Annotated in this window: 14 protein-coding genes; 3 read left to right on the top strand and 11 right to left on the bottom strand. The window is 39.5% G+C overall.

From position 1 onward, the window contains the following. Window positions 1–16: 16 nt before the first annotated feature. On the bottom strand, window positions 17–4,570 hold the full coding sequence (gene gltB / locus MUN87_RS02205) for a glutamate synthase large subunit (RefSeq protein WP_244745929.1): 4,554 nt from the start codon (window positions 4,568–4,570) through the stop codon (window positions 17–19). A gap of 127 nt (window positions 4,571–4,697) precedes the next feature. On the opposite strand from gltB, the gene gltC reads away from it, so the two are divergent. Continuing rightward, the gene (gene gltC / locus MUN87_RS02200) at window positions 4,698–5,600 is read left to right on the top strand and encodes a glutamate biosynthesis transcriptional regulator GltC (protein ID WP_244745927.1); all 903 of its coding nucleotides are present in this window, start codon (window positions 4,698–4,700) and stop codon (window positions 5,598–5,600) included. Window positions 5,601–5,872: 272 nt separating this feature from the next. On the opposite strand, the gene MUN87_RS02195 is transcribed toward gltC, so the two are convergent. Further along, the gene (locus MUN87_RS02195; RefSeq protein ID WP_244745926.1) at window positions 5,873–6,763 is read right to left on the bottom strand and encodes a 5'-3' exonuclease; all 891 of its coding nucleotides are present in this window, start codon (window positions 6,761–6,763) and stop codon (window positions 5,873–5,875) included. A 97-nt stretch (window positions 6,764–6,860) separates the two neighbouring features. Between MUN87_RS02195 and msrA the strand changes: the two genes are divergently transcribed. Further along, window positions 6,861–7,388, top strand: a complete 528-nt coding sequence (gene msrA / locus MUN87_RS02190) for a peptide-methionine (S)-S-oxide reductase MsrA (RefSeq protein WP_244745923.1) — start codon at window positions 6,861–6,863, stop codon at window positions 7,386–7,388. A 45-nt stretch (window positions 7,389–7,433) separates the two neighbouring features. Here msrA and hisIE read toward each other — a convergent pair whose 3' ends face one another. Genes hisIE through MUN87_RS02155 form a run of 7 tightly spaced genes read right to left on the bottom strand, consistent with a single transcriptional unit; the run spans window position 7,434 to window position 13,048 of the window. Next, window positions 7,434–8,081 carry a bifunctional phosphoribosyl-AMP cyclohydrolase/phosphoribosyl-ATP diphosphatase HisIE gene (hisIE, locus tag MUN87_RS02185; protein WP_244745921.1) on the bottom strand — a complete coding sequence of 216 codons (648 nt, stop codon included), beginning with the start codon at window positions 8,079–8,081 and terminating at the stop codon, window positions 7,434–7,436. After that, window positions 8,071–8,829, bottom strand: coding sequence for an imidazole glycerol phosphate synthase subunit HisF (gene hisF / locus MUN87_RS02180; protein ID WP_244745919.1), 759 nt, complete (start codon window positions 8,827–8,829; stop codon window positions 8,071–8,073). The genes hisIE and hisF overlap by 11 nt, the downstream gene beginning before the upstream one ends. Next, a complete protein-coding gene (gene hisH / locus MUN87_RS02175; protein WP_244745917.1) occupies window positions 8,826–9,443 on the bottom strand; it encodes an imidazole glycerol phosphate synthase subunit HisH in 618 nt (205 codons plus the stop codon). The genes hisF and hisH overlap by 4 nt, the downstream gene beginning before the upstream one ends. After that, entirely contained in the window at window positions 9,440–10,027 is a 588-nt protein-coding gene (gene hisB / locus MUN87_RS02170; protein ID WP_244745915.1) for an imidazoleglycerol-phosphate dehydratase HisB, read from the bottom strand. Before hisB ends, hisH begins: the two co-directional genes overlap by 4 nt. Then, the gene (gene hisD, locus MUN87_RS02165) at window positions 10,027–11,310 is read right to left on the bottom strand and encodes a histidinol dehydrogenase (protein WP_244745913.1); all 1,284 of its coding nucleotides are present in this window, start codon (window positions 11,308–11,310) and stop codon (window positions 10,027–10,029) included. Before hisD ends, hisB begins: the two co-directional genes overlap by 1 nt. Beyond that, complete coding sequence (hisG, locus tag MUN87_RS02160; RefSeq protein ID WP_244745911.1) at window positions 11,307–11,927, bottom strand: ATP phosphoribosyltransferase; 621 nt, start codon at window positions 11,925–11,927, stop codon at window positions 11,307–11,309. Before hisG ends, hisD begins: the two co-directional genes overlap by 4 nt. Then, window positions 11,924–13,048: an ATP phosphoribosyltransferase regulatory subunit gene (locus MUN87_RS02155; protein WP_244745908.1), complete on the bottom strand. Its 1,125-nt coding sequence runs from the start codon at window positions 13,046–13,048 to the stop codon at window positions 11,924–11,926. Before MUN87_RS02155 ends, hisG begins: the two co-directional genes overlap by 4 nt. Before the next feature lie 167 nt (window positions 13,049–13,215). Here MUN87_RS02155 and hisJ point away from each other — a divergent pair, with 167 nt between their 5' ends. Beyond that, window positions 13,216–14,028 (top strand): histidinol-phosphatase HisJ, encoded by an 813-nt coding sequence (hisJ, locus tag MUN87_RS02150; RefSeq protein ID WP_244745906.1) that lies wholly within the window; start codon window positions 13,216–13,218, stop codon window positions 14,026–14,028. Window positions 14,029–15,078: 1,050 nt separating this feature from the next. Here hisJ and MUN87_RS02145 read toward each other — a convergent pair. Together MUN87_RS02145 and parC are read right to left on the bottom strand one after the other, a co-directional pair. Further along, window positions 15,079–18,675, bottom strand: coding sequence for a dynamin family protein (locus MUN87_RS02145; RefSeq protein ID WP_244745905.1), 3,597 nt, complete (start codon window positions 18,673–18,675; stop codon window positions 15,079–15,081). 399 nt (window positions 18,676–19,074) lie between these two features. Then, window positions 19,075–21,528: a DNA topoisomerase IV subunit A gene (gene parC, locus MUN87_RS02140; RefSeq protein ID WP_244745903.1), complete on the bottom strand. Its 2,454-nt coding sequence runs from the start codon at window positions 21,526–21,528 to the stop codon at window positions 19,075–19,077. Window positions 21,529–21,538 lie beyond the last annotated feature (10 nt).

Genomic DNA, 21,538 nt, shown 5'->3' with positions numbered 1-21,538 from the left:
ATCATCTGTCTCCTTTCTATTTTGTCAGAACTTCTTCCTGATTTAGTGTAACGGTCATTTTGTTATCTTTCTTTGCCATAAATGCTTCGTAACGAGCATCGTCATCAGATAATCCTTGAGATGCAAACCAATCAATCTGACGTAACATTAACTTGTAATCTGTCGGGATAACTTTGACTATTTTGCTGAGTTCTTCTTCCCAATTCTGTAATGTTACAGCTGCTTTATCACTGTTCGTATATTCATAATGGTTCGTAATCATTTCTTTTAATTCTGCAATTTCTTGTTCATCTGTAACCTCTTCAAATTGCACCAATTCGTCGTTACATAGACGTTTAAATTGTTCAATGTTGTCTGGTTTCACATAAGCTACTCCACCTGACATACCTGCTGCAAAGTTTTTGCCGACATTTCCGAGAATAACGACTCGACCACCTGTCATATATTCACATCCATGATCTCCAACGCCTTCTACAACAATTTTTGCACCACTATTTCGGACAGCAAAACGTTCGCCAGCATAGCCTTGGATATATGCTTCACCACTTGTGGAACCATAGAACGATACGTTACCGGCAATAACGTTATTACCTGGATCAATCGTGGTTTTATCAGATACACGAACAATTACTTTACCGCCAGATAAACCTTTACCTACATAATCGTTAGCGTCGCCCGTTACCGTCATCGTCATTCCTGATGGCGTAAACGCTCCAAAACTCTGACCTGCTGATCCTGTAAAGTGAAGATTAATCGTGTCAGCTGGTAAACCTTGTTCCCCATATTTTTTAGAAATTTCACTACCGACAATCGTCCCTACAACTCTATCCGTATTTTTGATTGGATAGGATGCTTCGACCTTTTCACCTGTTTCAATAGCATCTTTAACTGCTGGCAAGATATATTTTAGATCAAGTGACTCATCGAGTTTATGATCTTGCTTGGTTGTATTAATCCGAGTACCTTCAGGCTGATAAAGCAATGTTGTTAAATCTAAATGCTGCGCCTTCCAATGTGACTTCGCACGGTCTGAAACTTCTAGTACATCCGTTCTTCCTACCATTTCATCTATCGTACGGAAGCCTAATTCTGCCATAATTTCTCGTACTTCATTGGCGATGAACGTCATATAATTAACTACATGATCGGGATCACCAGTGAACTTCTTACGTAACTCAGGGTTTTGTGTTGCGACCCCTACCGGACATGTATCTTTTTGACAGACACGCATCATGACACAACCAACTGCAACTAATGGAGCTGTTGCAAATCCATATTCTTCAGCACCTAATAATGCTGCCATTACAACATCCCGGCCTGTCAGTAATTTACCGTCTGTTTCTAAAATAACACGGTCACGCAAATTGTTAAGCATTAAGGTTTGGTGTGCTTCTGCTAGACCTAATTCCCAAGGCAGACCCGCATGCTTGATACTGGTTTTAGGAGACGCGCCTGTACCTCCATCATAACCAACAACGGAAATAACATCGGCATTCCCTTTCGCAACACCAGCGGCAATCGTACCAACACCTGATTTGGCAACCAGTTTCACACTGATTCTCGCATCACGATTCGCATTTTTTAAATCATGAATTAATTGTGATAAATCCTCAATTGAATAAATATCATGATGTGGTGGTGGTGAAATCAAGTCAACACCAGGAGTGGAACCACGCACGTCTGCTACCCATGGATAAACTTTCATACCTGGTAACTGACCGCCTTCACCCGGCTTCGCACCTTGTGCCATCTTAATCTGTAATTCTTTCGCATTCACAAGGTAATGACTCTTCGCACCAAAACGCCCAGATGCAACCTGTTTGATCGCACTGGAGCGCAAGTCACCATTTTCATCTCTCGTAAATCGGTCAGGGTCTTCGCCACCTTCACCACTATTACTTTTACCGCCTATACGGTTCATGGCTATTGCTAATGCTTCGTGTGCTTCTTTACTAATGGAACCGAATGACATGGCTCCTGTTTTAAATCGTTTGAAGATAGACTCTACTGATTCAACTTCATCAATCGGAATAGCATTTGATTGCTTAAAGCTGAATAAATGTCTTAGTGATCCTATATTCTCGTCATTTGCTGCTTTGGAGAACTTCTTGAATAAGCTGTAATCACCACGTCGGCATGCCCATTGCAAGGTATAAATGGTTGTAGGATTAAATGCATGATGCTCCCCTACTTTACGCCATTGGAAGTCACTTCCTGGTTCTAAGGATTCCTCAATCGCTTCTTTATATCCTTCCTTGTGGCGTTTCTCTGTTTCTTCTTGAATGACTGATAAACCGATACCGTCAATTTGTGAAGCTGTTCCGGTAAAGTGATCCGCAATTACTTGCTTACTGATACCGACTGCTTCAAAAATTTGCGCCCCTCGATAACTTTGAACGGTTGAAATACCGATTTTTGACATAACTTTGATAATACCTTCCGTTGCAACACTAATAAACTTGTCTTGTACTTCTGCAAGTGTCATGTCAAGACGATTATTTAAAATCGATTCATAATACGTTTGATACACAAGGTATGGATGAATAGCATCCACGCCGTATCCAAGCAATGTAGCAAAATGGTGTACTTCTCGTGCTTCACCTGATTGAGTAATAATACTTGCCCGTGTACGGATACCTTCACGTACTAAATATTGGTGTAGCCCACTAACCGCTAACAATACCGGAATGGCTTTTTGGTTTGCGTCCATATTCTTATCACTAAGGATAAGGATATTGCTACCTGATTCAATAGCAGCTTTAGCTTGCGCAAACACATCTTCTAAAGCTTTTTCCATATTATCTGTAAATAATGTTTCGATAACCGTTGATTTAAAATCATCAAGTTGATTGTTTTCTAATTTATCAAGTTGTGTGTTCGATAAAATCGGAGAGTCCAGACGAATTCTGCTATTCTTCGTTTTTGCAGGGTGCAGGATATCCCCTTCACCGCCGATCCAAGTCAGCATAGAGGTGACTAATTGTTCACGGTATGCATCAATCGGTGGATTCGTAACTTGAGCAAATAATTGTTTGAAATAATTAAACAAACTTTGCGGGCGCTGTGATAAGACAGCTAAAGGCATATCATTTCCCATTGCTCCGATCGGATCTTTTCCTTCTTCTATAAGCGGGATAAGATATTTTTCCACATCTTCTGTTGTGTATCCGAATGCTTTTTGTTTCTGAATAAATTGCGGATCAAGATAGTCATCATCCTCAGCATCTACATCTAATCTGACAATTTGTTCATCCAGCCATTCACCGTATGGTTGAGCACTCGCGATTTCTTCTTTAATTTCTTTGTCGGAAATAATGCGTCCTTCTTCTATATCTACTAAAAGCATTTTCCCAGGGCTTAAACGTTCTTTTAACAGTACATTTTCCTCTTCGTAGTCGATAACACCAACTTCAGAAGAATAGATGATGTAGTCATCCTTCGTCACATAGTAACGAGCTGGACGTAAACCATTACGGTCTAGAATTGCACCGATTTGTTTCCCGTTTGTAAACGTAATAGAAGTAGGTCCATCCCACGGCTCCATCATCATGCTGTGATACTGATAGAAAGCACGTTTCTTTTCATCCATGTTTGCATTCTTATCCCATGGTTCCGGAATAAGCATCATTGCAGCGTGTGCAGGCTTACGCCCTGCAAGCGTGAAGAATTCCAATGCGTTATCCAATGTAGCAGAGTCACTTCCACCACCATTGATAATTGGCAGGATTTTGTCTAAATCTTCGCCAAATGCTTCAGAAACAAACTGTTGTTCACGCGCACGCATCCAATTTACGTTTCCACGCATTGTATTAATTTCCCCATTATGAATTAGATAACGGTTCGGGTGTGCTCTTTCCCATGATGGGAATGTATTTGTACTGAAACGAGAGTGTACGAGAGAAAAAGCAGATACAAACGCTTCATCCTGTAAATCAAGATAAAATTTATCTACCTGATCAGGGGTTAGCAACCCTTTGTATACGATTGTGCGGTTCGATAAACTTGGGAAATAGAAGCGAATTCCTTGTTCATTTGCCCAGTTTTCCGCTTGTTTTCTAATAATATATAATTTACGTTCGAACGCTAAGTCATCTTTTAATTCGTCATTCGCTTCAATAAATACCTGAAGAACATTTGGTAATGTTTCAATTGCTCCTTTACCAATATGTGTTGGATCAACAGGTACATCACGCCAACCAATTAATTTCTGACCCTCTTGTTCGATCAATTCATTAATTTTGTTTATTGCATTTTTGTTTTCATTCTCATCTTGAGATAAAAACAACATACCAACTCCATAACGTCCAACAGCTGGCAGTTGAAAGTCTTTGCATTCTCTTCTAAAATAACTATCAGGGATCTGTACCATTAGACCAGATCCATCACCTGTCAGTGGATCTGCTCCCTGTCCACCGCGGTGTTCTAGTTTACATAACATGTCAAGACCTTTTTTTACAATTTCGTGTGTTTGTTTCCCTTTTATATGTGCATATAAGCCAATACCACAAGCGTCGTGTTCAAAATCTGGATGATACAACCCTTGGGCTTCAGGCAAGTCACGATATGTCATATGTGTCGCCCCCATTCAATATACTTTTAAGGTGTCTATTTATATTGTAAGTTTTCTTATCAATCTAAACAATATATAATATATATATAATTGTTCTAATATTGATATATATCATGAGGTGAAAAATGTGGAATTAAGACAATTACGTTATTTTGTGGAAGTTGCAGAAAGAGAACATGTGTCAGAAGCGGCAGCTGTTCTGCATGTGGCACAGTCGGCCATCAGCAGACAGATTTCCAATTTAGAAGCAGAGCTTGGCGTCGAATTATTTGAACGCGATGGCCGTAATGTTAGATTAACGCATATCGGGAGAATATTTCTCACACATACCAAATCGGCTTTAAAAGCAATTGACCATGCAAAAAAACAAATCGATGAATTTATCGATCCTGAAAGGGGCTCAATCAAAATCGGATTTCCAACGAGCCTTGCTGGAAATATGTTGCCGACAGTTATTTCTGAATTCAAAAAGAAACACCCAAAAATAGAATTTCAATTAAGACAAGGCTCGTACAATTTTTTAATTGACGCTGTTAAAAACAGAGAAATAGATGTTGCGTTTATCGGTCCAGTTCCAGATGATCTTCCAGACATCCAAGGTGAAGTCTTGTTTAATGAGAATTTTTATGCATTAGTACCAATTTCGCATCCCGCTGCGACAAAAGGTGTCATTGATTTACCGACACTAAAAGACGAGTCGTTCGTATTATTCCCAAAAGGATATGTTTTACACCAGCTCGTTATCGATGGCTGTAAAAGTGCAGGTTTCGATCCAATCGCTACGTCACAGGGAGAAGATTTGGATGCAATTAAAGGGTTGGTCGCTGCAGGTATCGGAATTACCTTACTGCCAGAGAGTGCATTTAACGATTTGAATCCATTTTACAGTGCTAAAGTAGCCATAAAAAATCCCGAATTAACAAGAACAGTCGGTGTTATAATTCCGAAAAAAAGAAAACTCGCTCCATCTGAACAAGTCTTTTACGAATTTATTATCGAATTCTTCTCGCTTATGCAAAAAATGCAATAACACTTAAAAGCCGAACACAACACGGAATCCCCATAGCAGGATTCATGTTATGTTCGGCTTTTTCTCTTACGCTGTATCTATATACTGCGAAGTAAGTTCTAAAACAGATCTAGAAAAAGCGTGATTATCTATTACAAAATGATCTCATCACTAAAGTGTCATTACTTCGCAGTTTGCTTCAATTCTTACAGTAACTATTATTTGTTTGATTAGTCGTGTTCTAAGTTACACTCTTTTGTTATAACCCATGCTATTTTCAGTAACGCTGTCCCTTATGAAGATTCTTGTAATTTATCTAACCAGCGACCAGGATTTTTGAATTCCAGTTCTGTTTGTAAATAGCTGTGAATCGTACTAAGATCTTTATTAAATAGAGCCTCTTCCATTGAGAAAGTAAGTGGAACCTCGGTATGAATGGCTGCCAGTTTACGTGAAATCGTAAGGTCTTCTGCATACTGTTCCAGCTTCTTCTGCATGCCTTTAGTCAAATTCTCTTTATCTGCTAACATATTATCGATTGTTTCATATTGTTGCAGCAGTTTCATTGCTGTTTTTTCGCCTACCCCCTTGATCCCTGGATAATTATCGGACGAATCGCCCATTAACCCTTTTAAATCTATAATTTGATGTGGAGTCAATGATTTCTTTTCATAAAAATTATCTGCAGTAAATACATCGTAGTTACCTTGTCCTTTTTTCATGATCGCAATATTTATGTTCTCATCTACCAGTTGCAGTAAGTCCTGGTCACCGGTAACAACTGTTACTTCGTGTTCCTTGTGTAGTTGTTTGGCGAGTGTACCAATACAATCATCTGCCTCAAATCCGGTCACTCCGATATTCGGGACTTGAAAAGCAGTCACTATCTCTTTTGCTAAATCAAATTGTGGGATCAGTTCTTCAGGTGGCGCATCACGATTTGATTTGTAACCGTCGTATAATTCGTTACGAAACGTTTTACTTCCCATATCCCAACAACAAACAACATGTGTAGGTTGAAAAGTTTCCATCGAATTCGTGAAATAATTCAAGAAACCAAATAAACCATTTCTCGGTACCCCTTTGCTATTGTGCATAAAATTACCTGTAAATGATGTTGCAAAAAAACCTCTAAACAATAATGCCATGCCGTCTACGACAAGAATATGATCTTTATCAGACATCTATTTCACCCTTTGAGTTTTATTCGTTTACTTCTACTAACATAACTTGTATATTAAATGCTACAGAGTGATTTTGCAATATGAAGGAGTAATTTTAATGGAGAAAAAATTTAACAAAGCAACATTTGCAGGGGGATGCTTCTGGTGCATGGTCAAGCCGTTTGATCAATGGGATGGTGTCGAAAGTGTCATTTCCGGATACACTGGCGGACATGTTGAAAACCCCCGCTATGAAGACGTTAAAACAGGAAATACTGGTCACTATGAAGCCGTCCAGATTACATATGAACCAGATAAGATATCTTATCAGCAAATATTAGATTTATACTGGCCACAAATTGATCCGACAGATGATCAAGGGCAATTCCAAGACCGTGGCCCTCAATACCGAACAGCAATCTTCTATCATGATCAGGAGCAGCATCAATTAGCAGAAGCTTCTAAACAAGGATTACAAGCATCTAATCGCTTTAAAAAAGACATCGTAACTGAAGTACTGCCTGCATCAGCTTTTTATCCTGCTGAAGCGTATCATCAGGATTTTTATCTAACAAATAAACAGGAATACGATGAAGACCGGGCAAAATCCGGCAGAGATGAATTTATCAAAGAAAATTGGGATTAAACAGAAAAACAGGCACTTATGCAGCTGCCTGTTTTTCTAATACAATTACCACTTCTTTATCTCAGATCGATCCCCTTTGCTATTCCCTTTCTTTGCAAAGCGATTCGTTAACTCTTGTTTCACATCTTGCAAGGAGACGCCTTGATTTGCCAGCATAACCAACGTATGATACAACAAATCGCTGACTTCGTTGGTGATTTCCTGTTTGTCATCATTTTTAGCTGCGATCACGACTTCTCCCGCCTCTTCAATCAGTTTTTTGCCGATCTTGTCTACGCCTTTATCAAACAAATAATTGGTATACGAATTTTCTACTGATTCTGATTTCCGTTGTTCCACTTCAGTCATTACGTGCTCTATAATGGCATTATTCACCATATCTTCTTTCTCCGCTACCCGGTTAAAAAAGCATGTGCGTTCACCGGTATGACAAGCCGGTCCTGCTGGAATTACCTGAATCAGTAATGTATCCTGGTCGCAATCAAGGTCCATTGACTGTACTTCTTGCGTGTTTCCTGATGTTGCACCTTTATTCCACAATTCTTCACGAGAACGAGAATAAAACCAAGTTTGCCTTGTTTCGAGCGTTTTCTCATACGCTTCCTCGTTCATGTATGCTACCATTAATACTTCCTTCGTATGATGATCTGTTATTACTGCTGGAATTAATCCCTTTGAAAAATCAGGCCTCACGAATGTTCACTCCTTGTTGTTTACATACGTCTTTTACTTGTTCAATTGTAAAAGTATTCTCATGAAAAATAGAAGCAGCTAATCCTGCCGAAACATTCGTTTGATTAAATACTTCAGGGAAGTGCTCCGGTTTACCAACTCCGCCGGATGCAATGACGGGAATACGAATTGCTTGCACTACTGCTTCCGTTAACGCAAGATCAAAACCGTCTTTCACCCCGTCGGTGTCTACACTCGTTAATAAAATCTCTCCTGCGCCTCTTTTTTCTGCTTCCTTAACCCATTCAAGGGCGTCGATTCCTGTATCCTTTGATCCGCCGTGTGTCATCACATGCCATTTATCACCGACACGTTTCGCATCAATTGCTACAACGGTACATTGCGCACCAAAGCGATCGGATGATTCTGTGATCAGTTGAGGATTGGCAACTGCAGCTGAATTCATGCCTACTTTATCAGCACCTGCTTTCAAAAGACGGTTGACATCTTCAATTGTCCGGACACCACCACCTACCGTAAATGGCACAAATACTTGTTCTGCTGTACGTCTGACAATATCGACCATTGTTTGACGGCCTTCATTTGTGGCAGATATGTCTAAAAATATGATTTCATCTGCACCAGCCTTTGAGTAACTGGAAGCCATGGCGACAGGATCTCCAAGTTCTCGTAAGCCGACAAAGTTTGTTCCTTTGACCACTTTCCCTTCCTTCACATCTAGACAGGGAATAATACGCTTGGCTATCATGATCGAACACCCCCATCCATCGTCGTTTCCTGCATGAACAGCTTTAACAATTCTACACCTGCTTCACCACTTTTTTCAGGATGGAATTGCATACCGTATACGAGTCCATTTTGCACAATGGCAGGTATCTTCGCACCATAATCTGTGGTAGCAACAAGATAATTTTGTTCCGTTTGTGCTTGGAAGGAATGAACAAAATAGACATGCTTCCCTTCAAGTGGCGCAAATGTTTGATTTTGATTTTCAATTTGCAGTTGATTCCAACCGATATGTGGCAAAATATATTCCGTTTCTATAACATTTACATTGCCCGGAATTAATCCGAGCCCATCTGATATACCATTTTCATAACCTGTTTCAAATAACAACTGCATACCAAGACAAATTCCCAGAAAAGGTTTTTCTTTTGCCAATCGGATCAACGGTTCCTTTAATTGGCGTTGGTTAATTTCTTCTGCTGCTGCCTGAAAAGAACCGACTCCCGGTAAGATAATGTGGCTTGCTTGCTCCAGCTGTTCGATCGAATCTGTAATCATCACTTGATAACCTAAACGTTCGAAAGCGGTTTTGACACTTGCGACATTGCCCATGCCGTAATCTACAATTGCAATCATTCGATTAACCCCTTTGTGGAATTTACTCCTTTAATAGCTGGATTGATTCGAATTGCCTCTCCTAACGCTCTTCCCAAAGCTTTAAACACTGCTTCGACCTTATGATGTGAGTTCTCTCCGTATAAAACTTTCGCATGCAAGGTAATAGCAGATTGAAAAGCAAATGCTTGTAAAAACTCCTGCACCAGCTCTGTATCAAAATTACCTAATCGCTGATTGTTAAACTGTGCATCAAAAACAAGATAAGGTCTTCCGCTGATGTCAAGTGCTACAAATCCTAACGCTTCATCCATTGGTACGTAGGCACTGCCAAAACGATTAATGGATTGTTTGTCACCTAATGCTTCTTTGATCAATTGACCAAGAACGATCCCAACATCTTCAACAGTGTGATGACTGTCTATGTGTAAATCACCTTCTGCTTTAATCACCAGACCGATTCGGCCGTGACGAGCAAATGCTTCGAGCATATGATCAAAGAAACCAACACCTGTTTCGATGGATACTTCTGTTGGATCATCCAGGTTAACAGAGATGTCAATTGATGTTTCCAATGTTTTACGCTGTTTAGTCGCTGTTCTCATTATTCTTCCTCCAAACGTTTTCTCACTGCATATCCATGTCCTTCTAGTTCTTCCTGATTGGCAATCGCTACAATATCGTTGCCAGCCTGCTTCAAAGCTTGTTGTGAATAATACAAATAAGTTGTTTTCTTAATAAAATCATCGACTGATAAGCCGGATGAAAATCTTGCGGTACCGGAAGTAGGTAATACATGGTTTGGACCGGCATAATAATCTCCCAATGCTTCTGGTGTATATTCCCCTAAGAAAACAGATCCAGCATGACGTACATTTCCTAAACAAGCCAAAGGGTCTGCTACTTGTATTTCCAGGTGCTCTGGTGCAATTTGATTGGAAATTTGGAAAGCTTCCTCTAAGGTATCCACAATAACACATGCCCCTCTTTGCATTAATGATTCAGATGCAATGGCCTTACGTGGCAGTTGACTGCATTGTTTTTCTAATTCAGCTTGTACGTTTGTTACAAGTGGTTCCGATGTTGTTATCAGAAAAGCACGAGCATTTACATCATGTTCAGCCTGTGCAATTAAATCCGCGGCAATGTAAGCAGGGTTAGCTGTTTGATCGGCAATGATCGCTACTTCACTCGGGCCTGCAATCATATCAATACCAACATCCCCATATACCAATTTTTTTGCCGCTGCAACATAAGCATTTCCTGGTCCAACTATTTTATCAACTTTTGGAATCGACTCTGTTCCGTAAGCAAGTGCCGCAATCGCCTGCACACCACCTACTCGATAAATATGGTTAACTCCTGCAATATCAGCTGCAACTGCCAGAATAGGTGCTAATTCTTCTCCGTCTTTTACAGGTGTTACCATATTCACTTCACCGACTCCTGCTAATACAGCTGGAATAGCATTCATTAGAACTGACGAAGGATAAACAGCTGTTCCACCCGGCACGTAGATACCTACTCGGTCAATCGGCCGGTACAGTTGACCTGCCATGATATCACTATCTGCTTGCATAACGCGGGAATTCATTACTTGTTTACTGTGAAAATCACGGATATTATCAGCAGCTCGCTGCAAGGATCGGATAACGCGGTTATCGACTTTATCCCATGCTGCCTGACGTTCTTCTTCTGTTACTAGAAATTGTTTTGGCGGTGTACCATCAAACTTCTCAATGTAAGAGCGGACAGCTTTGTCTCCATCCTGTTGTACATCGGCAATGATAGCAGCTGCTGCTTGTAAATATTGCTGCTGATCCTGACTGTTCGTTCGACCCGGTTGTGCTTTCTCTAAAAAAGCATCTGCTGTTAATACAGGAATCATCGTTGTTTCGCTCCTTCCTTAAACCGTTCGATTACGGGTACTAATTGATTTCGCTTAATTTTCAATGAGGACCTGTTTGCAATCAATCTCGCACTGAAAGATAAAAATTCATCCTGCACTGCAAGCCCATTTTCTTTTAATGTGGTGCCAGTCTCAACGATATCGACGATCGCGTCAGCTAGACCTAAAATCGGTGCCAATTCTACAGATCCTTCTAATCTTATAATATCTACCGACTCACCTTTTTCCTTGAAATATTGTTTGGTAATATTGGTAAAGGTACTGGCAATCCGCTTCTTCTGATCTGGCCATTGATAATCTTCTTTGGTAGCTAACGCCATTCTGCAATGACCGAATGGAAGCGGAAATAAATTATAGACATCCGGCTGATGCTCGATCAGAATATCCCCACCAACAACGCCAATATCGGCTATACCATTCTCCACATATGTGGTAACATCGACACCTTTAGCGAAAAATATTTCAAATTCTTCGGTTTCGATTTGCAGCTTTCTACCCTTTTCCTTCAATGGCTCCACATCGAACCCTACATTCTCAAAAAACTCTAAAAATTGCTTTTCTAAGCGACCTTTTGTTAATGCAATAACTGGTTTCATCGTTCAACCACCTTATATTCATTGTCCTCTTCTACCACTTGATACGTACGGTGGTACCTTATGCCCTCTTTCAACTCATATTGGATATCCACTACCTGTTCATCCAGTTCCATTCGGAATTGTTCAGCGATCGCATGTGTCTTGGGAGAAGCAAGAATACAAATTTTTTCCGGCTCTGCTTCAGCCTTCATATGCTTCGCTAACACATCCACATAAAAAGCAAGGCCTACTGCAGATGTTTTTTGTTCAAATTGTTCATACAGACGATCGTATCTGCCACCTGAAAAACAAGTTGATCCATCGTTAGTCAGAAAACCACGAAACATAATGCCATCATAATATGGCAAATTCTTAACACGACCAAGGTCTACTATGACTTCTGTAACACCGGAAGCTTCCAATAAATCTATTAATCTTTCTATATGTGCCAATATCGCGGTTAGTTCATCATGACCTGCCCAACGTTTGCGATAGTCATTAATAACTTCTTTGGAACCGTAAGCGTCTATTAAAGCAAGCAATGCATCTGCTAGCTGTTGATGACCTGCCTGTGTCACAATCTCTTCGACTACATCAGCCCGTTTATCATGCATCGCTTGTAACAACTTTTCAATCTCTTTATCTGAAAAAGAATAACCTGCTATTAATGTTTCAAAAATGCCAGTATGGCCAAGCTCAATCACATACGAATCGATGGCTAAATTTTTTAAATAAGCGACAGCTGTCAGAAGACTTTCTGCTTCCCCGAAGAAACGATCAGCATGCACAATCTCTATACCAGCTTGACGACTTTCTGTTTCTTCTGTATCAAACCGAAAAACACTGCCTTGATACGACCATTTTTGTTCCGATGGATGTTGGCCAGCAATCGCCCGTGCAACAGCTGCAGTCCAGTCCGGTCTCAATACTTCGATCTCACCTTCCCCATTAAACCATTTCAGCATGGAATGAAGGTCCATACCTGCAACCTCGTTAGTGAAGGTATCTGCATATTCTACAACCGGTGTAGAAATTGATTTGAAATTGCGTTTTTTGGTTACAAGCCGAAAGATCTCTGAAGCGCGTAACCGATTTGATATTTGATTTCCTGTTTCGTCCTGGCTACCTGCTGGTAAAAACATGTAAGTTCACATCCTATTACGCTTTATCGTTTTACCACTCTACCGCAGTAAAGTGTTTGGTTGATTATACATTACCATAAGCTTTGTTGTTTTGTCAATAAATGCTTTTCATTTTTGATTAAACCGTATACAATAGAAAGAACATTTGAAACAAAAGGAGGTATATAATGAATATAAATGGTGATTACCATGTACATACCGCATTTTGTCCGCACGGTTCTAACGACAAAATCGAAGCTTATATTGAACAAGCCATTACTAAAGGCTTAACGGAATTGAGTTTTACTGAGCATGCACCTCTTCCAAAATCTTTCTCTGATCCTACACCAGATAAGGACAGTGCCATGAAGTGGGCTGATCTCGACCAATATATACAAACTATCGAAAAAGTAAAAAAAGATTATCAATCTCAGCTAAAGATAAATTTAGGCTTTGAGTTAGATTATATCGAAGGTTATGAATCAGCAATAACCAGCTTTTTGAATGATTATGGATCTGTGATCGATGACTCGATCCTTTCCGTTCATATGCTAAAAACAAATATGGACGATTATGTATGTGTAGACTTTAGTGTTGAAGAATTCGCTCGGATCATTCAATTATTTGGCAGTGTTGAAGCAGTATATGACAGGTATTATCAGACTTTGGAAAAAGCGATAGTTGCTGATCTGGGCCCTTACAAACCCAATCGAATCGGGCATTTAACTTTAATTCACAAATATCAGCGTAAATATGCAGTCGATCAAGGGTACCAATTCACGATTGAACGATTGTTAGACATAATGAAAAAAAATAAATTAGAGCTTGATGTGAACACTGCCGGCTTGTACAAAGAGGAATGTTTGGAACTGTATCCCCCTCAAGCTATCGTTGATCTCGCTTCACAAAAAGGTATTCCTCTTAAACCAGGATCAGATAGCCATACAGCTAAAACGATCGCTAGAGGATTTAACAAGCTCTCACTGCTGACAAACAATTAAGAACCTAGCATTATCCAAAGTGACTAGTTTACATAATAAATATTATGTAAACTAGTGGTGAGAATATGTACTTCAACTAAATTTACACGTCTAAGGCATAAAAACTACGGCACTCGCTAAAAAACAACGCGAATGCCGTTTTTTCCACTATTTCTTCTTTCATTTAAGAAAAACCGGGCATAAACCACCCGATCCTAATTGACTTAATCAATAAACCACTTCCTATAATATGGATTATGTCAACTAGGGCTGTATACCAAAATACTCATTTTGATATACATTATCTGCTTAGCAAAGCTCCGGAAATAGGCTCGCGTCCTGTGGGGCACGGCTTCAGCTAACTTAGGAAAGAAAATTCTTTTCTTTCCTAAGTGGATCTTCAGCTCGCGCTGATCCCACGGGAGTCTCCGCCTATTTCCTACGCTTATGGGAAGTGCTACAACTTACGGTACAGCTAAAAGCAGTGGTTCTAGGCATTATGTTATTCAAAAGCTGTTATTTATGGTGCAATCAATATGCTAGCAATTCCAAAAGTTGTAGAGCAAACATCCTAGCGTAGGCCAACCACGTAGACTCCCGCGGGACAGGCAGGTGCTGAAGATCCACAACGTCTGCACCTGTGTCTACTAGTAATGCTTCGAAGTAGGCTTCCTCGGTGCAAGGCAGCAATGAAGTAACGCAAGTAGTAGCCTAGCTTCAGCCGTGCCCCGCAGGACGCGGAGTGGTTGGTCGAAGCGGTATTCTAGCACATTAAATATCCAATATGGATGCTTGGCTAGCGATGGCTAGTTAACATAACCCATATTATAGGAAGTCAGCTTCATTTTCCATATGATTACTGCTGTAACTGCACTTTTATACTTTCTTGACTGATTAGAAAAATCGAGCATAACCCGCCCACTCCTAATTGACATAAAGAGTATCAATATAAACTACTTTTAATTACAGTGTTCCGTCTACATAATCCATATTATAATAATCCACATTCATGATCCGCATGATGGCTTCTGTGACTGTACTTATATGCGTTCTGCCTAGAACAAAATGCACTTACATTATATACTTAGATTGAAGAATACTTGAAATCTGTTGTTCAACCACCAGCAATTCTTCTTTATTTTGTTCAGATTGCGCTTGACCATCAATAATTTGCTGATAATATGCATTCATCTCAGTAATATATTCAGCCCAAAGGTCTTGGTCAAACTGCAGCCATTGATCATAATAAAACCTGCTTAATTGATCCTTTTTCTCTTCTGCTGCTACTTTCCATTGTTCCATCAGAACAGGAGTTATTTGTTCCTGTAATTGATCCCTGCCACCTTGCGCAAAGAATGTTTTCGAATCTTTATATTGATTTGCCCATTGTTCAATGGAACGCTGGTCTAGCTGAATCCCCTTTTCCTCTATTTTTGGCTGTACTAGATCCACGTTTTCAAGTTGCGAGAAGGAAAACACTGGATCTACTTGTTTTGCTTCTTTTTGTACATCTACATGTAATTGTTGTAAGGATTGCTGAAAAACTTGTTCCAGTCGAATTACAATCGCTTGGAATTCATGTAAAAACCTCTGATTTAATTCTTTCATTAAGTAATCCAGGCCCTTTTCCAGTTCTTTTTTTCCTTTTCGTCCATTGGATTGAATAACTCCGGGATGAATATGATTCTTAAATACATCCGTAAATTGGATCGATAGTCGTTGAATTACATAAAAGATTTGTTTCTGCAGCTTCTGGTCAATCTGTTCGTAATAGGCTTCGCTATTACGATTTGTGATAATCGTGTTAATATCAGTCTGATGTTGAGTATGCTGCGCAATGAAACGTTCTTTTTCCTTCTGGTCACCATTAATAAAGGTTAGCCAATTCGAAACCAGACCATGAGCTCGTTGCATATCTGTATAGATGGAACGCATGTTCATTTGTGCTAAATCTTCTTTGACAAAGCGATAAAAGCGTTGCTCGAATTGCGGAAATCCAGTTATTTCGTCCTTGTGTTCGATTGCCGACTTACTAGATACAGCAAACATTCTTGGGTTCTTTAACTGAAATTGTTGTAATTGCTTTCGGACGTAATTCATTACCAGCTGTTGTTCCGTCTCATCTTTAGCAAGATCAATCGCATTAATGATGAAGAACATTTTATCTAATTCAAATGCATCCTTGACACTTCCTAATCGCTCGAGGAATTGTTGATCAGGCTTTGAGAATGGGTGGTTATAATACGTAACAAACAAAATGGCATCTGCATTTTTAATGTAAGAAAAAGCTAAATCTGTATGACGTGCATTAACAGAATCAGCACCTGGTGTATCAACCAACGAGATATTCTGTCTAGTTAGCGCACAATCATAAAAAAGCTCCATCTCTTTAACAAAACAAGCAATTGATTCCTCTCTTACATATCGTTGAAAATCATCATAGCCGATCGTATAAGCTGAACCGATATGACCTTCCATGTCAGGGTATCCTTGATGAATAGCTTGCAGGAATGACTGGTGTTGATCAGCAATATCTAATGCAGCAAGCTTCGTTTTGTTAATCCATTTATAAGCTTCTCGCAATGTTCGAAAATCCTGGTCTGTTATTGCCTTGACATCCTGAAGTAATTCATCCTCCTGCTTCATTACTACCAGTACTTCTTTATGCTTATACTGCTCTCTCGTCGGACTAATTTTGTTGATTGCAGCAGTGGTCGGATTAGGAGAAACTGGTAAGACTTTCTCTCCTATCAGTGCATTGGCAAACGATGATTTACCAGCGCTGAATGCTCCGAATAACGCAATGGTAAATAAACGATTTTCGAGACGATCCTTTTTTCTTAATAAGTCATTACGTAATGAGTCCAAGCCATCCACTGTAGCTAAAAGTGAAGCTGCTTCGTTGACATCTTTAACAGTATCATTGTGCGAGAGAAGCGTTATGGACTCTTCGTTTACTTCAGTTTCTTCGTTTGAATCCGTTTTTGCATTTTTCGTTGTTGCATCAGCTAATTCCTGGACTCGATAGGATTGACTTTCTTGAAGTGCCTCCTCGATTTTTTTACAATTTGCAAGATCCTCTTTACTTTCATTCGTTAACAATGACTCTAGTTTTGTCTTATATTGTTGGAATTGCTGTTCTAAGTAATCACGTTCTTGCTGTAATTTTTGATAGGAATCAACCTGTTGCATGTTTGTCTCTAATTCTGTAAGCTCTTCATTAATCGGTTCAAAAATGTCTGCAGATAATTGTTGCCATTTCTGCTTATAATGTTGTCGGTACATTTTCTTGATCGACGCCGACACCTGATCACAGTATACAAGCAAGTAATCATTATTTACTGTTGCACCTTCATTGATCAGCTTCAGCAAAGATTCCGGCTGAAATTGCTCTTGAAAAATAGCTTCTGAAAAAGTAACAGATACATAAGGCTTTAAGAATTCCGATAGTTTGTCTCGTAATTTCCACTCTAAGCCGACTTCGGTTTTCTCTTGCAACACCTGATAAAAAAGGGTTAATCGCTCTCTTCTTTCTGCTTCAATTTTTTTACGATTTTTAAAAAGGCCGACTTTGAATTTTGGGTCGTGTGCAGCTAGCAGCGCCTCCGCCTTCTCACGAATTTCGTATGGGATTAATTGTGCGTTTTTCGTCGTTTGTTCCAACTCATGCAAGAAATCGTTCTCCAAACGACCATTTTCATTTTTTAGTTCCTTGTAACGTTCTTCCAATTGTTGATACGATTTCTCTGGCAATTCCAGTTCATCCATCTGCTCATCCAGCTGTTGCAGTTCTGTATCAAGTACTTGTTGCTCATTATCAACACTGGTTTGAACGGTATGACTAATTCCGTGAGACAAAGTCTCCTCTAACAATTCATGATGATTTTTCGTCATCAGCTGCTGCAACGCAGCTTTTACCTGATCAAATTGATTAATAGAATCGACACGATCCTGCATGGAAGTATAATATACTGCTGTTGGTTCGATGTCCCAATGACTAAACACCTTTGATAAACTTTGTTGAAAGTCTGTAAAGCTTATTTCTGATTCATCATGTTTATCCATTTGATTGATGATCACGAAATACGGTTTATGCATATCATCCAGTTGTTTTAGGAAAGATGCATTCACTTCTGATTGCACGTGGTTATAATCCATCACATAAAAAACGGTATCTACCTGATGAAGCGCAGACTCTGTCATCAAACGATCTGCGTCATTAGCTGCATCTATCCCAGGTGTGTCCATTAAGGTAATTCCAGCAGGCAAATCCTTCATCGTTTTATATATTTCAATTTTTTTAACCTCATCACCATTCGTACAAAGCTGGTGTAATACATCCATTGGCGGTAGTGCTTTCATTTCGATTGGTGCCTGTTCTTTGAAATGGACAATGACCGCCTCTTCACCATGTTTGATTTCCACAATATTCGCACTTGTTGGAATCGGACTTTGGGGCAGCAAGCTTTCACTCATTAAATGATTGATTAAGGTGGATTTTCCTGCTGAAAAATGTCCGCTGAAACAAATATGCACCATTTGCTGATCCCATTTCGAGAAATAATCAAGTATTTGCTCCTGGTAGACCTTTTTTCCATTCACTTTGTAAAAATGATAAAGATCAGCTAGTTTTTGTTTATCTGCAAGTGGCTTACTAGTTGTCAACATATTCTAAACTCCTTGAAATTTCATTCTTTTTTCATTATACTGATTTTTTCCATATAACGCTAATGCTTTTCTTAAAATCCAATGAAAATCCAGCATCCTTTATGTAGATTGAATATTAAGTGGTTCCTATAATATGGATTATGTAATTAAAAGCTGATATTTATGGTGCTCATAATATGCTAGCAATTCCAATAGTTGTAGAGCTCCCATCCTAGTGTAGGCCAACCACATAGACTCCCGCGGGACAGGCAGGCGCTGAAGATCCACAACGTCTGCACCTGTGTCTACTGGTAATGCTTCGAAGTAGGCTTCCTCGGTGCAAGGCAGCAGAACTGTAATTGTTTTTTCTTATACAGTAAATAGACACCCAAGATATCAATCAGGGTGTCTATTTTTTGTTTATTCTTTCTCGCTATCAAATGGTTTTTTCAGTTCTCGCTGATTTTTCACCATGGTTACCTCACCTGTGATATCACTATCCAATACATAGGAACCATTGCTATAGCGATCGCTCAGCGGTAATTCCATCGGTTTGACTTGGTGTGTTTCACCTTTAGCCGTAAACAATTGAACATAATCTTCATTGTCTACCAGTTCAAAACCGACAACTCGATGTGGCTTTGTTTTCAGTTCACGAAGCATTACTAACCCTTTTTTCGCTCTAGAAGATTTTTCAAAACGATCGAGTGACATACGTTTGCATGCCCCGCGTTGAGTTGTTAAAAACAGCTTACGTTTCTCTTGTAGTTCATTTAGCAAGACAGCATTGACAACATATTCGTCCTCTTTCAGCTGGATTGCTTTCACTCCAGCTGCACGCTGACCAATGACAGATATTTCTGATTCATGATACCACAGACCATAGCCTTTATTCGTTGCAATAAACACATCTCGATTTCCATCCGTTAAGTAGACATTGATTAATTCATCACCTTTTTTTAGGTTAAGGGCAATCAATGGCCGTGAGTATCGTTGTGAGAAATAGAGATCTAATGTACTTTTCTTGACCATGCCATTTTGGGTAAAGAAAGTTAAGTATTTGTCTTTTGAAAACTCTCTGATTGGAATTACTTTAACAATTGTCTCCTCTTTATCGATGGAAGCAATATTTGATAAATGCTGCCCTAGCTCTTTCCAGCGGATATCCGGCAGCTGATGGACTGGCAATGGAATATAGCGTCCTTTATTCGTAAACAGCAGCAAATGATCTGTTGTATTTAATTCTAATAATGAAATTAAATAATCGTCTTCTTTCATCGAAAAGTCTTCGTCACTAGAGGCAGTGTAGGATCTAATACTGGTGCGCTTAACATATCCATGTTCTGTTACGGAAGTGATCACATCTTCACTTGCAACGGTAACTTCCACATTGAATTTTAATTCTTCGATTTTTTCTTCAATTTTAGTTCGGCGATCTTCTGCATATTGTTTCTTCATTTGACGCAAATCCTTCTTGATAACTGAAATTAATTTCTTATCATCAGAAAGGATTGAACGATATTCGGCAATAGCTGATTGTAATTCAGTTGCTTCTTTCTCTAATGCAGTAATGTCAGTATTCGTCAGACGGTAAAGCTGTAGGTTCACAATCGCTTCAGCCTGTGGCTCCGTAAAACCATACGCTTCCATGATCCGCTTCTTCGCATCCTGTTTATCATTCGATGCACGAATGGTTTGAATTAATTCATCCAAAATAGAAACGGCTTTGATTAAACCTTCTACGATATGAGCACGTTTCTCAGCTTTATTCAAGTCAAATTGTGTTTGTCTTGTCACAACTTCTCGCTGGTGTGCAATATACGCATCTATAATCTCAATCAAGCCTAATAATTTTGGCGTCTTATCCTTGATTGCTACCATATTAAAATTATAGGTGATTTGCAGATCCGTGTTTTTATATAAATAGTTTAATACACCTTGGCTATCCGCATTCTTTTTTAACTCAATCACGATTCTGAGACCAGTACGATCTGTTTCATCTCGAACTTCTGCAATGCCTTCAACCTTACGATCTAGTCGCAATTCATCCATTCGTTTAACAAGTGATGCTTTGTTTACTTCGTAAGGAATCTCATCTATCACGATCTGTTCGCGATTTCCTTTCATTGGTTCAATGTCTGCTTTTCCTCGAACAACAATTTTTCCTTTACCAGTCTGATAAGCTTTCTTCAATCCTTCATACCCTTGAATAATTCCGCCAGTAGGGAAATCTGGCCCTTTCACTATTTCCAATAATTCTTCTACCGTTATGGTCGGTTTATCAAGGCGTCTCATGATTGCCTCGATAACTTCCCCTAAATTGTGTGGCGGAATTTCTGTTGCATAACCGGCAGAAATCCCTGTTGAACCGTTCACTAGTAAATTAGGAATTCTTGCTGGTAGCACCACTGGTTCGTTGATTGTGTCATCAAAATTGGGAATGTAGTCGACGGTTTCTTTATCAATGTCCCGAATTAATTCTGATGAAATCGCAGACAAACGTGCTTCGGTATAACGCATTGCTGCAGGGGGATCACCATCTACACTACCGTTATTTCCGTGCATTTCAACTAGTACATTACGTACTTTCCAAGTTTGACTTAAGCGGACCATAGCCTCATAAACCGATGAATCACCATGCGGATGATAATTACCAATTACCGTACCGACTGTTTTAGCCGATTTACGGTATGCTTTATCATGCGTGTTCTTCTCTTCATGCATCGCAAACAGAATACGACGTTGTACCGGTTTTAAACCATCACGTACATCAGGTAACGCACGATCCTGAATAATATATTTACTATATCGCCCAAATCGATCTCCCATTACATCTTCTAGCGGGAGATCTAAATACTTCTCTTCCACTGCCAACGGTATTCCT

The organism is Gracilibacillus salinarum, assembly GCF_022919575.1.
Classification (GTDB): domain Bacteria; phylum Bacillota; class Bacilli; order Bacillales; family Amphibacillaceae; genus Gracilibacillus; species Gracilibacillus salinarum.
Note: the sequence above shows the minus strand (reverse complement) of the source record. Positions and strands in the feature narration are given on the sequence as shown.